Genomic DNA, 12,843 nt, shown 5'->3' with positions numbered 1-12,843 from the left:
CTTCTTACGCCCGCATTATCGACTTCAAACAAGGAACCGTGCGTTCGCCGGCCATTGATGTGCTGCGTCGCTAAAACCTCAATAGAACAAAATCAATAAGGAGCTTTGAATGAAGCGATTGACCCCCTGTGTTCTGGCCGCGATGTTAACGGTGCCCTCACTGCAGGCCATGGCAGCAGCCGATCTGGTATTCACCAATGGCAAGGTTTTCACCGGTGTCCCCGGCCAAGCGCTGGCTCAAGCGGTGGCGGTGGAAAACGGAAAAATCCTCGAAGTCGGCAGTGATGCGCAGATCAATGCCCTCGCCGATACCAACACTCAACGGTTCGACCTTGCGGGCAAGGTGTTGATGCCCGGCATGATTGATACTCACAGCCATCCGGTGTCTGCGGGCCTCGCGAGTCTGGGTGCCAACTTGCTGGATGAAGAAAAGCCATTGCCCGAGCTTGAGCAATGGATCATCGAGCAAGATAAGGCAGGCCGGGCCAGATCCGGGGACGTCATCTTAATTGCCGGCACCAGCTCGGCCTATTGGGATAAAAGCCGCGAACTGGGCAAGATCTTCAACCACGGCCGCTGGGCCGACCAACCGCTGGTGCTCAGTGGCATCGACGGCCACACCGGCTGGGCCAACAACGCCATGCTCAAGCGTGTGAAAGTCGATGCAGCACTGGTAAAAGGCCTGCCTGCGAACGAGCGTGACTACATCGGTCACGAAAACGACTTCACCCCCACCGGTTATTTTGCCGAGTCTCGCTGGGATCAGGTCCGCAATAAGGTTCCTGCACCGAGCAAAGAGATCATGCTCAAGGCTGCCCGCGAAGCGGTGAAGGTCAATAATGGTTATGGCGTCACCGCGTGGATGGATGCGGCATCAAACGCCGGCAATGGCGACTCGCTGTTCGACTTCACCGCCACGGAGCAGAGCTACGGCGTGCTGCCGTTCTACCGCGAACTGGCCGAGAAGGGCGAACTCAGTGCCCACGTCGCCGCCTTGATGCTGACCAACTCCAAAAGCAAGCCGGCCGACCTGGAAGTCGTGGCCAAGGTGATGAAAAAATTCGAGGGCGTGCCCAATCTGACATTCCCCGGCATCAAGATCTTTGCTGACGGCATCATGGAGTTTCCAGGGCAGACCGCAGCGGTCATCGCCCCCTACAAAAACACTAATAAACGCGGTCAGTTGCTGATCGATCCGAAGCATTTCGGTGAGTTGGTGGTGGCTGCGGAAAAGCGCGGCTGGATCATGCATGTGCACGCGGACGGTGACCGCGCCGTACGTGAAGCCCTCAATGGCTTCGATTATGCGCGCCGCCTCAACCCGACGCCTGTGGCCCATAGCCTCGCCCACTTGCAAGTGGTCGATCCAGAAGACCTCCCTCGCTTCAAGCAACTGGGGGTCATTGCCTCCATGCAATTGCTGTGGGCCACCAGCGAGAGTTACACCGAAGAACTGGTCAGGCCTTACATCAGTACGTCTGCCTACGATCACCTGTACCCCGCCAAATCCCTGCATGACGCGGGTGCAACCATCGCGGGCGGCAGTGACTGGCCCGTCTCTGGCCCCAACCCGTGGAATGCCATTGCTCAGGCCAGCACGCGTAAAGGCCCATTGGGGGTGCTTAACGCCAAGGAAAGCCTTGATCGCCAGACCATGTTCTACGCCTACACCCTCAACGCCGCTAAAACCCTTCGCCTGGAACAACAGATCGGCTCTTTGGAACCCGGTAAGCAGGCTGACCTGATCGTCCTTGATCGCGATGTGTTCAAGGTCAGCGACGACGAGCTATTCGAGACCAAGGTCCTGAACACCTTCTTCTCCGGCAAACAGATCTGACTCACTCGCTCAATATTACGCAAACACCTGACGCCGCTCCCAGAGCGGCGCTGGGCACGGTCGCGCCTGGAATAACTCACACACTCATAACAATAAGAGACTCCTATGAACGCACTTTCCGTCTTCACGCTTGCAGCGCTCGCCTTGACGCCCCTGATCAACGCTCAAGCCGTCGAGCTCAACGACAGCTTCGAGCTCATCATCAACCCCGCGCTGGTCAGCGACTATCGCACCAGTGGCATCTCGCAAACCCTGGGTGACCCTGCCGCACAACTGGGGGTTACCCTCAACCACGCCAGTGGTTTGTACGCCGGCGTCTGGACCTCGAATGTCGACTTTGGCAATGGCTCCAAAACGCGCCAGGAAATCGAATATTTCGCCGGCTACTTTTGGCAAATCCATGACCGCATCAGCCTGGACAGCTTCTACACGCAGTATGAGTACCCGCGCCAAAGCGATTACAACCAGGGCGAACTCAAGACTGTCCTGGATGTTTACGGCGTTCTGCTTGGCGGCAAATACGTGCGCAACATGAAAGGCCCTGACTACGAGGATGAACATGGCGAGTTCCACAAGGGTAAACAAGACGAGGACCTGTCATCGTGGTTCATCGGTTACCACACCGTGCTGCCCGCAGAGGTCGGCCTGGAAGCTCGCTATGAATACGTGGACTACAAAGACGACGTGTTTTTCAGTAACAACGGCAACGGCCGTGCCGATTATCACAACTGGGAAATCAAGCTCAGCCGCGAGTTGGTCGGCGTTAACTGGTCGCTGAGCTATATCGACACCGACCTCTCGAAAGCCGAATGCACCAGCTTTACCGGCTTCGATAACCTGTGCAGCGCAACAATAGTGGCCGGCGCAAGTAAGACGTTCTAACCCGCCCGTCAGCTTGCATGTGGTCCGAAATAACCTTGAAAAAGTTACTATAGGTAATCTCACCTACACCCGTTAAGAAAGAGCCAGAACCGATGACTGATTTGAATACCCTGCGCGCCAGCCTCAACAGCGGCGAACATGTCTTTGCCGACACCCTGGCCTTTATCGCCGCCGGTTACGACTACCAACCGCAGGCCTTCACCAACGGCGGTGTGGAAAATGCCGCCGGGCAAAATGAAGGGTCGTGCAAGACCTTGGGTCTTGCGCTACTGGAAGGGTTGAGTGATCAGGAAGCACTGCTGGCGTTTGGTGAGCATTACCGGTCGGTGGTGGCCACTCCGGACGGCAGTGACCATGGCAATATTCGGGCGTTGATTGCCCATGGGTTGGCCGCAGTGAAGTTTGCTGAACAGCCTCTGACCCGCCGCTGATTTTATCGTCGACCCCGCTCAATGTGGGCGCCGGGCGTGCCCTGATGCCTGTAGGAGCGAGCTTGCTCGCGAAAAACTCAAAGGCGCCGCGTTCATTCAGCAAGCACGCGTTATCGTTAACGTTTTTCGCGAGCAAGCTCGCTCCTACAGAACGCGATGACCGCTTAACTGACCGGTAACCACGATGCGAAGCGAGTCGCTCTTGATCTGCTTTTGTTCTTAGGCGCCCCATCAAACCACGCTGGCCGGAATTCGACAGGGATTTGGGGGGTAAACCGGCAGGGATGCCGGTTTAGCCGCCCCGCGCCATGGATGGCGCGTGGCGGCGGCCCCCCAAATCACTGGCGGATTACGGGCACACCGAGCCCAAGCGAGGTGCCGAGTGGTGGGGCAAGAGCCCTTTGGTTACTTTGGGGCTTTTCCAAAGTGACCCGCCGTCAGGGCGGAACCCTAGGGGGCCGTTACCGCAGGAATGGATATACACACAATCCAGCTGTGTTGACTGCCAGACCGCCTTCGCGAGCAAGCCCGCTCCCAAAGTTTGATTGCGAGGTGTCAGGTAGATTGGCGTCGGCTGTTAGGCCGCCTTCGCAGGCAAGCCAGCTCCCACATTTGTTTAGCGGTGTAGGCTAGATCGCAGGCATAAAAAAGCCGGCTTCGCAGCCGGCTTTTTTTAAGTCAACGGGTTTAGAACGAAGCGTCCTTCAAACCGTCGAGGTAACGCTCGGCATCCAGGGCCGCCATGCAACCGGCGCCGGCCGAGGTGATGGCCTGGCGGTAGACGTGGTCTGCCACGTCGCCGGCAGCGAAGATACCTTCGATGTTGGTCGCAGTCGCATTGCCTTCACGGCCGCCCTGCACCACCAGGTACCCGTCCTTGGCTTCCAGCACGCCTTCGAACAGCGAGGTGTTCGGGGTGTGGCCGATGGCGATGAACACGCCGTCGACTTTCAGCTCGTCGAAGCTGCCGTCGTTGTTTTTCAGGCGGGCACCGGTCACGCCCATGTTGTCGCCCAGGACTTCATCCAGGGTGGCGTTGAGCTTGAGGATGATCTTGCCTTCAGCGACACGGGCGTGCAGCTTGTCGATCAGGATTTTCTCGGCGCGGAAGGTCTCGCGGCGGTGAACCAGGGTCACGGTGCTGGCGATGTTGGCCAGGTACAGCGCCTCTTCCACGGCAGTGTTGCCACCGCCGACCACGGCAACCGGTTTATTGCGGTAGAAGAAACCGTCGCAGGTAGCACAGGCCGACACGCCCTTGCCCATGAACGCTTCTTCCGACGGCAGGCCCAGGTAACGAGCACTGGCGCCGGTGGCGATGATCAGCGCGTCGCAGGTGTACACACCGCTGTCACCGGTCAGGCTGTAAGGCTTTTTCGAGAAGTCGACCTTGTTGATATGGTCGAAGACGATCTCGGTTTCAAAGCGCTCGGCGTGCTCTTTCATACGCTCCATCAGCACCGGGCCGGTCAAGCCGTGGACATCGCCCGGCCAGTTGTCGACTTCAGTAGTGGTGGTCAACTGACCGCCCGCCTGCATGCCGGTGATCAGCAGCGGCTTGAGATTGGCCCGGGCAGCGTAGACAGCGGCGCTGTAACCGGCAGGGCCGGAACCGAGAATAATCACTCGGGAATGACGGGTATCAGACATGACTCACTCCTACCGACCGCCCAGACCACAGGGCGGCGGGAATAAAAAAGGACGGCGAAGCACTTGGGGAAGGCTTTAACTCGCCAGGTCCTGAAAAATAATGGGTGCAGCGTATCGAGGGGGGCAAGATTAAGGAAATACGCATTAACAATCCAGCTCATAGGTGTTCTCTATGCGCGCATTCAAGTTAATCGACCCCTTTGTAACCCTGGATGTCGCTTACCTGCCCACGCTTTCACATCAGGTGCAAAGCCGGTAAGGTCGGCGCGTTCGCCATTTTGCTCGGAGTACTCCATGCCCGCCCCTGCTCTTTCCGGCCCGCAATACCTGCGTGAAGGCCTCAAACTGGTGTTGAGCCCTGGCCTGCGCCTGTTCGTGTTGCTGCCGTTGGCGATCAACCTGGTGTTGTTCGTCGGGTTGATCTATTTCGCCGGCCATCAGTTCAGCCTGTGGGTCGATAGCTTGATGCCAACGCTGCCCCACTGGCTAGGCTTTTTGAATTACCTGTTGTGGCCGCTGTTTGTGGTGCTGGTGGTGCTGATGGTGTTTTTCACCTTCACCATGCTCGCCAATATCATCGCCGCGCCGTTCAACGGGTTTCTCGCCGAAAAGGTTGAGGTAGTGGTACGTGGCACCGATGACTTCCCGCCGTTCAGTTGGGCTGAACTGGCCGCCATGGTCCCGCGCACCCTGGCGCGGGAGATGCGCAAGCTGGGTTACTTCCTGCCACGTGCCATCGGCCTGTTTATCCTGTCGTTCATCCCGGTGGTCAACCTGATCGCGGCGCCGCTGTGGCTGCTGTTTGGCGTGTGGATGATGGCGATCCAGTACATCGACTACCCGGCCGATAACCACAAGCTGGGCTGGAACGAGATGCTCGCGTGGCTGCGCCAGAAGCGCTGGCAGAGCATGAGCTTTGGCGGCATTGTTTACCTGGTGCTGCTGGTGCCGGTGGTCAACCTGTTGATGATGCCAGCGGCGGTGGCCGGGGCGACGTTGTTCTGGGTGCGTGAGCAAGGCGCCGAAGCGATGGCGCAGCAAGCGGTGGCCAAGTCATAAATCCATCATCGCACTGACACAATGGCGACATGGCCCACGCCGACACTGTGGGTCATGACGACAGCCTCGCTTCACATCACCCTCATTACCGAAACCTTCCCGCCGGAAATCAACGGGGTGGCCAATACCCTTGGCCGCCTGTGCGAAGGTTTGCGCTCACGCGGCCATCAGGTCGAGCTGGTACGCCCACGCCAGAGTGCCGACCAAAGCCGCCCCAGCGACGATGAACTGCTGCTGTGCCGCGGCTGGCCACTGCCCGGCTATCCAGGCCTGCAATGGGGCCAATCGTCAATGCGCAAGTTACTGCGCCGCTGGACGCGCCAGCGCCCCGATGTGCTGTATATCGCCACGGAAGGGCCGCTGGGGCTCTCGGCGTTGCGCGCCGCACGGCGCCTGGGCATCAGCGTGGTCAGCGGCTTTCATACCAATTTCCAGCAGTATTCGAACCAGTATGGCTTGAGCCTGTTGAGCCGCGTGGTCACCCATTACCTACGCTGGTTTCATAACCGCTCCAGCCTGACCCTGGTGCCAAGCGCAAGCCAGCGCCTGGAATTGGAACGCCGGCATTTCGAACGTCTGGGCATGCTGTCGCGGGGGGTGGACAGCCAACTGTTCCATCCAGCCAAACGCAATAACGCCTTGCGTGATGATTGGGGCTTGGCGAACGACGATATTGCCGTGCTGCATGTGGGACGCCTGGCTCAGGAGAAGAATCTGGGGCTGCTCAAGCGCTGCTTTGAGGCATTGCAAGACACCTACCCCATGCGGCGCATGAAGCTGATTATCGTCGGTGACGGCCCCCAGCGTTCGTCACTGGAACGTGACTTGCCCGATGCGGTGTTCTGCGGAGCTCAACGCGGCGAAGAGTTGGCAAAGCATTACGCCTCAGGGGATTTGTTCCTGTTCCCAAGCCTGACCGAAACCTTCGGCAATGTGGTGCTTGAAGCGATGGCCTCAGGCCTGGGTGTGGTGGCTTATGATCAAGCGGCCGCAAGCCAGCATCTGCGCCATGGCTATAGCGGCGCACTGGCAATGCCTGGGGATGAAAACGCGTTTTGCGATGCGGCCATCTGGCTGCTGGAGGAGCGTGAAACGCTACGCAGAGCGCGCTTGAATGCCCGACAACATGCCAGCCGTCAGGGCTGGCCGGCGATTATCGAGCAATTCGAGCGCCAGTTGCGTGGGGTATGCGAGGACGGTCAGCGAGTGCCTGCCCTCTCACCGCTCACACCAGGGTCATCAACGCCTCACGACTGAAGGGCAAGACGTCGCCCTCACGCCCTTCGCGCACCTTCACGGCCCAATCCGGGTCCACCAGCAACGCACGGCCCACGGCTACGAGGTCGAACTCATCGTTGTTCAGGCGCTCCAGCAGTTTCTCCAGGCTGGCAGGCTGGGCAACCTTGTCGGTGTTGACCATGAACTGCAGGAACTCGCCATCCAGGCCCACGCTGCCCACGGTGATGGTTGGCTTGCCGGTGAGCTGACGCGTCCAGCCGGCCAGGTTGAGGTCAGAGCCTTCAAATTCCGGCTCCCAGAAACGGCGAGTGGAGCAGTGAAAAATATCCACACCGGCGTCAGCCAGTGGCTTGAGGAACTCACCCAACGCTTCAGGGGTTTGTACCAGGCGCGCGGTGTAGTCCTGCTGCTTCCACTGGGAGAAACGCAAGATGATCGCAAAGTCCGGGCCGACAGCGGCGCGGGTCGCCTGGATCAGTTCAATGGCAAAGCGCGAACGGTTGGCCAGGCTGCCACCGTATTCGTCGGTGCGCTGGTTGCTGCCTTCCCAGAAAAACTGGTCGACGAGGTAGCCGTGGGCACCGTGGATTTCCACGCCGTCCATGCCGATCGCCTGGGCATCCTTGGCGGCCTGGGCGAAGGCGTTGATCACGTCCTTGATGTCTTGCTTGGTCATGCCGTGCACAACGACATTGCCGTCCTTGAGCTTTTCCGTCGGGCCATAGGCCGGCACGCTGGCATCAGGTTCGGTACCGATACGGCGCACACTGCCCACATGCCACAGCTGCGGGACAATCTTGCCGCCTTCGGCGTGGACCGCATCGACCACTTTCTTCCAGCCAGCCAAGGCGGCTTCGCCGTAGAAATGCGGCACGTTGGGATAGCCGTTGGAGGCCTGGTGCCCGACCACGGTGCCTTCAGTGATGATCAAGCCCACACCGGCAGCCGCACGGCGGCGGTAGTACTCAATGACTTTGGAATTGGGCACGCCACCCGGGGAGAACGAGCGGGTCATGGGCGCCATCACCACGCGGGTCGACAGTTGCAATGCACCGAGCTGGAAGGGTTTGAACAAGGCTTGGACGGGCATGGAGCGCTCCACGGCAAAGGAATTTATGACGTGGATAATATGCAGACCACAGCGCCACTCATAGCACTATTGATCTAAATGATTAAGGTACAGAAGCACCCGAATACCTGTAGGAGCGAGCTTGCTCGCGAAGCACCTGAGGACGTCGCGTACTTAAGGAAGGACGCGTTATCGTTGGTGTTTTTCGCGAGCAAGCTCGCTCCTACAGTGGATTGGAGTCAGCTCAGGGCTTTTTCGATCGCCTGGATGATGGAGGGATCGTCAGGGGACGTACGGGGTGAGAAGCGCGCAAGTACGCGGCCATCTTTACCTAACAGGAATTTCTCGAAGTTCCAGGTGATATCCCCGGGGAATTCAGCGCCCTCGCCCGCCAGCAAGCGGTACAACTGGTGGCGATCAGGGCCGTTGACGTCGATCTTGCTGCCCAGTGGAAAGGTCACGCCGTAGTTCAGGTCACAGAACTGCTGAATTTCTTCCTCGGTGCCGGGCTCCTGGCCTGCAAACTGGTTGCATGGCAGGCCAAGCACGGTAAACCCTTGGTCCTTGTACTGCTGGTAGAGGTTCTCCAACGCCGCGTATTGCGGGGTCAAACCACATTTGGACGCCACATTGACCACCAGCACGACTTGGCCCTTGAAAGGCGCCAGCGGTAGCGCTCGTCCGTCCAAGGCTTTGAGTTTCAGATCGTGGAAAGCACTCATGACGAACTCCAGATATCCCATGTTCTTTGCATTGCAGCCCTTCGGAGCTTACAACCGGCAAAGCTGCAATCATAGACGCCAGTGACGAAACTCGCCTGCAGGTTACTGAGCGGTCGGCCAGGGCAGAATAGGAATCGCCGTCACCGCATTCTGCGGGCTGCCTTCGATCAGGCGGTCGCTGTAGACCAGATACACCAGGGTGTTGCGCTTCTTGTCGAGGAAACGCACGACCTGCATGGTCTTGAACACCAGGGAGGTGCGCTCCTTGAACACTTCGTCGCCGTCCTTGAGCTCACCCTTGAAGTGGATCGGGCCCACTTGGCGGCAGGCGATCGAGGCTTCGGCACGGTCTTCGGCCAGGCCCAGGCCGCCCTTTACACCGCCGGTCTTGGCGCGGGACAGGTAGCACGTCACGCCATCGACCTTGGGGTCGTCAAACGCCTCGACCACAATCCGGTCGTTGGGGCCGACGAACTTGAACACCGTCGATACCTGGCCGACTTCTTCGGCCGAGGCCAGCAGCGGCATGGCCAACAGCAGGCCGAGCAATCCCTTCATCACGCGCATCGTGTATTTCCTATGGTTAAACCAGGATCAGGTTGTCGCGGTGAACCAGTTCCGGTTCCGCCATATAACCCAAGAGTCCGACAATGGCGTCGGAGGGTTGTCCAATAATCTTCTGTGCTTCCAGGGCGCTGTAATTGGCCAGGCCACGGGCGATCTCGCGACCGTCTGGCGCAACGCACACCACCATCTCGCCACGGCGGAAGCTGCCCTGCACCAGCTTCACACCCACCGGCAGCAGGCTCTTGTTGCCCTGGGACAACGCCGCTACTGCGCCCGCGTCCAGCACCAGGGTGCCACGGGTTTGCAGATGACCGGCCAGCCATTGCTTGCGCGCCGCCAGCATGCCGCGTTCCGGCGACAGCAGCGTACCGATGCGCTCACCGGCCTTGAGGCGATCGAGCACGCGCTCCAGGCGCCCGCCGACGATGATGGTGTGGGCCCCCGAGCGCGCTGCCAGGCGCGCGGCACGTAGCTTGGTCTGCATGCCACCGCGGCCCAGGGCACCGCCGACACTGCCGGCGACCGCATCCAGCGCCGGGTCATCGGCGCGGGCTTCGTAGATAAGCTGGGCATCGGGGTTGTTGCGCGGGTCGGCGTCGAACATGCCATCGCGGTCGGTGAGGATCACCAGCAGGTCGGCCTCGACCAGGTTGGCCACCAGGGCGGCCAGGGTGTCGTTGTCACCGAAGCGGATTTCGTCGGTGACCACGGTGTCGTTTTCGTTGATGACCGGGATGACCTTGAGCTCCACCAGCGCGCGCAAGGTGCTGCGGGCGTTGAGGTAGCGCTTGCGGTCGGACAGGTCGTCGTGGGTCAGCAGCACCTGCGCCGTGTGGCGGCCGTGCTCGGCAAAGCTGGACTCCCAGGCTTGCACCAGGCCCATCTGGCCGATGGCAGCGGCGGCTTGCAGTTCGTGCATCGCGCTGGGTCGCGCGGTCCAGCCGAGGCGGCTCATCCCGGCGGCAACCGCTCCGGACGACACCAGCACCAACTCAACGCCTGCTTCATGCAAGGCCACCATCTGCTCGACCCAGACGCTCATGGCTGCACGATCCAGACCTTTGCCATCCGCCGTCAACAGCGCACTGCCGATTTTCACGACCCAGCGCTGCGCACCTGTCACTTTGCTCCGCATCATCTTCAACCTTAGAGTGAGGGCCGCGCGACCCAGCGCTGCCCATAACGTTATACCCGGATACCAAAACGCCGCTCCAGGGAGCGGCGTTCAAGTTTATCGCAACGGATCAGTCACGCACGTAAATGATTTCCGGACCGTCTTCATCATCCACGTCTTCTTCGTCCCAATCATCGTCACCGATGTCGTGGACCGACTTCACGCCGCTGCGGCGCAGGGCACGCTGGTCGTCCAGGGCCTGCAACTGGGCACGGGCTTCGTCTTCGATCTGCTGGTCGAGCTCGGCGAGTTCGGCCTTGTACACCGGGTCGGCCGCCAGGCGGTCGGCACGGTCTTCCAGGTAACGCATGATGTCGCGGGTCAGGCGCTCGGTGCCTTCTTTGGCAATGGCCGAGATGACGTAGACCGGACCTTCCCACTCCAGGCGGTCAACGATCTCCTTGACGCGCTCTTCGTGCTCTTCTTCGAGGATCTGGTCGCACTTGTTCAGTACCAACCAGCGATCGCGCTCGGCCAGGGCCGGGCTGAACTTGGTCAGCTCGCTGACGATGACTTCGGCGGCATCGGCGGCACTGGTGTCATCCAGCGGTGCCATGTCGACGAGGTGCAGCAGCAAACGGGTGCGGGACAAGTGCTTGAGGAAGCGAATACCCAGGCCTGCGCCGTCGGAAGCGCCTTCGATCAAGCCAGGAATGTCGGCAACCACGAAGCTTTTCCAGCGGTCTACGCTGACCACGCCTAGGTTTGGCACCAGGGTCGTGAACGGGTAGTCGGCGACTTTCGGCTTGGCGGCCGATACCGAGCGGATGAAGGTACTTTTACCCGCGTTCGGCAGGCCCAGCAGGCCCACGTCCGCCAGTACTTTCATTTCCAGCTTCAGGTCGCGCTGCTCACCCGGCTTGCCCGGCGTGGTCTGGCGCGGTGCACGGTTGGTACTGGACTTGAATCGGGTGTTACCCAGACCGTGCCAGCCGCCTTGCACAACCATCAGCTTCTGGCCGGCCTTGGTCAGGTCGCCAATCACTTCCTGGGTCGCGGAGTCGATGATCGTGGTGCCGACCGGTACGCGCAGTACCAGGTCTTCACCTTTTTTACCGGTGCAGTCGGTGCTGCCGCCGTTGGAGCCACGCTCGGCATCGAAGTGCCGGGTGTAACGGTAGTCGACCAGGGTGTTGAGGTTCTCGTCGGCCATCATGTAGATGGAACCGCCGTCACCGCCGTCACCGCCGTTTGGACCACCGTTTTCGATGAATTTTTCGCGACGGAAACTCATGCAACCGTTACCGCCGTCGCCTGCTTTTACTCGGATGGAAACTTCATCAACGAACTTCATAACAAAACGCCTCTCGCCGCATGGACGAGCTTAAGAAACCAAGACATAAGACTCTTGCAAAAATGAGCGCAGCGACCTCAATCAGCGACCGCAAACCAGCGCCTGAGCTCATCACAGACAGCTTTGCAAGAGACTCACTCCACAAACGAAAAAGCCCCGTCGCAAGACAGGGCTTTTCCAGCGATCTCGCAATTAAGCTGCGACAACGCTCACGTAACGGCGGTTGAACGCGCCCTTTACTTCGAACTTGATCACGCCTTCGATTTTAGCGAAGAGGGTGTGATCTTTACCCATGCCAACACCGTAACCGGCGTGGAATTGGGTGCCGCGCTGACGCACGATGATGTTGCCCGGAATGATTTTCTGGCCGCCATACATCTTCACGCCAAGGCGTTTGGCTTCTGAGTCGCGACCGTTACGGGTACTACCACCAGCTTTTTTGTGTGCCATGAGTCAATTCTCCTAGTGAGGAATTAGGCTGAAATTAAGCCTGAATACCGGTGATTTTGATCTCGGTGTACCACTGGCGGTGGCCCATACGCTTCATGTGGTGCTTACGACGACGGAACTTGATGATGCGGACTTTATCGTGACGACCTTGGGAGATCACTTCAGCCACAACGGTAGCGCCAGCAACAACTGGAGCGCCGATGTTCACGTCATCGCCATTGGCGACCAACAGAACGCGATCAAAAGTAACGGATTCGCCAGTAGCGACTTCCAGTTTCTCGATCTTCAGGTATTCACCTGGGGCGACTTTGTATTGCTTGCCACCAGTAACAATTACTGCGTACGACATGGTATTTCTCCGATAATCCTGCTCACCCAGCGCTTTATAAGAAGAGGTATTGGCTGGCATGGCTGCATGGGATGGACGTCCCGAATGCAATTGCGTAAGGCAGGTGCTGCCCAGGAAGTT

13 protein-coding genes are annotated in these 12,843 nt (G+C 59.4%); 5 read left to right on the top strand and 8 right to left on the bottom strand.

The window, feature by feature from the left end; all coding sequences use genetic code 11:
• Positions 1-109: 109 nt before the first annotated feature.
• The 3 genes from CRN80_RS14205 (at position 110) to CRN80_RS14195 (ending at position 3,150) form a co-directional block, all read left to right on the top strand.
• Entirely contained in the window at positions 110-1,837 is a 1,728-nt protein-coding gene (locus CRN80_RS14205) for an amidohydrolase (protein WP_098950393.1), read from the top strand.
• A 105-nt stretch (positions 1,838-1,942) separates the two neighbouring features.
• Positions 1,943-2,719: a TorF family putative porin gene (locus tag CRN80_RS14200; RefSeq protein ID WP_098950392.1), complete on the top strand. Its 777-nt coding sequence runs from the start codon at positions 1,943-1,945 to the stop codon at positions 2,717-2,719.
• Positions 2,720-2,811: 92 nt separating this feature from the next.
• Positions 2,812-3,150 (top strand): HopJ type III effector protein, encoded by a 339-nt coding sequence (locus tag CRN80_RS14195; protein WP_098950391.1) that lies wholly within the window; start codon positions 2,812-2,814, stop codon positions 3,148-3,150.
• Positions 3,151-3,837: 687 nt separating this feature from the next.
• Here the strand turns inward: CRN80_RS14195 and trxB are convergent.
• On the bottom strand, positions 3,838-4,800 hold the full coding sequence (trxB, locus tag CRN80_RS14185; protein ID WP_003194076.1) for a thioredoxin-disulfide reductase: 963 nt from the start codon (positions 4,798-4,800) through the stop codon (positions 3,838-3,840).
• Between the two features lie 294 nt (positions 4,801-5,094).
• Here trxB and cysZ point away from each other — a divergent pair, with 294 nt between their 5' ends.
• Together cysZ and CRN80_RS14170 are read left to right on the top strand one after the other, a co-directional pair.
• On the top strand, positions 5,095-5,859 hold the full coding sequence (gene cysZ / locus CRN80_RS14175; RefSeq protein ID WP_019817478.1) for a sulfate transporter CysZ: 765 nt from the start codon (positions 5,095-5,097) through the stop codon (positions 5,857-5,859).
• A gap of 54 nt (positions 5,860-5,913) precedes the next feature.
• The gene (locus CRN80_RS14170) at positions 5,914-7,116 is read left to right on the top strand and encodes a glycosyltransferase family 1 protein (protein ID WP_098950390.1); all 1,203 of its coding nucleotides are present in this window, start codon (positions 5,914-5,916) and stop codon (positions 7,114-7,116) included.
• Here the strand turns inward: CRN80_RS14170 and CRN80_RS14165 are convergent.
• The 7 genes from CRN80_RS14165 to rplU all read right to left on the bottom strand — a co-directional run bounded on the left by CRN80_RS14165 (position 7,085) and on the right by rplU (position 12,723).
• The gene (locus tag CRN80_RS14165; protein WP_098950389.1) at positions 7,085-8,188 is read right to left on the bottom strand and encodes an NADH:flavin oxidoreductase; all 1,104 of its coding nucleotides are present in this window, start codon (positions 8,186-8,188) and stop codon (positions 7,085-7,087) included. The genes CRN80_RS14170 and CRN80_RS14165 overlap by 32 nt on opposite strands.
• Positions 8,189-8,406: 218 nt before the next feature.
• Positions 8,407-8,889, bottom strand: a complete 483-nt coding sequence (locus tag CRN80_RS14160) for a glutathione peroxidase (protein ID WP_098950388.1) — start codon at positions 8,887-8,889, stop codon at positions 8,407-8,409.
• Between the two features lie 102 nt (positions 8,890-8,991).
• Entirely contained in the window at positions 8,992-9,456 is a 465-nt protein-coding gene (locus CRN80_RS14155) for a CreA family protein (protein ID WP_003194082.1), read from the bottom strand.
• Positions 9,457-9,472: 16 nt separating this feature from the next.
• On the bottom strand, positions 9,473-10,591 hold the full coding sequence (proB, locus tag CRN80_RS14150; RefSeq protein WP_003194083.1) for a glutamate 5-kinase: 1,119 nt from the start codon (positions 10,589-10,591) through the stop codon (positions 9,473-9,475).
• A 109-nt stretch (positions 10,592-10,700) separates the two neighbouring features.
• On the bottom strand, positions 10,701-11,924 hold the full coding sequence (gene cgtA, locus CRN80_RS14145; protein WP_003194084.1) for an Obg family GTPase CgtA: 1,224 nt from the start codon (positions 11,922-11,924) through the stop codon (positions 10,701-10,703).
• A gap of 192 nt (positions 11,925-12,116) precedes the next feature.
• Complete coding sequence (gene rpmA / locus CRN80_RS14140) at positions 12,117-12,374, bottom strand: 50S ribosomal protein L27 (RefSeq protein ID WP_003176049.1); 258 nt, start codon at positions 12,372-12,374, stop codon at positions 12,117-12,119.
• Positions 12,375-12,408: 34 nt separating this feature from the next.
• Positions 12,409-12,723: a 50S ribosomal protein L21 gene (gene rplU, locus CRN80_RS14135; RefSeq protein WP_007950961.1), complete on the bottom strand. Its 315-nt coding sequence runs from the start codon at positions 12,721-12,723 to the stop codon at positions 12,409-12,411.
• Between the last annotated feature and the right edge of the window lie 120 nt (positions 12,724-12,843).

It is taken from the genome of Pseudomonas sp. FDAARGOS_380 (genome assembly GCF_002591235.1).
GTDB lineage: Bacteria > Pseudomonadota > Gammaproteobacteria > Pseudomonadales > Pseudomonadaceae > Aquipseudomonas > Aquipseudomonas salmasensis.
The sequence above is the reverse complement of the archived record's forward strand: the minus strand, read 5'-3'. Positions and strand labels throughout refer to the sequence as shown.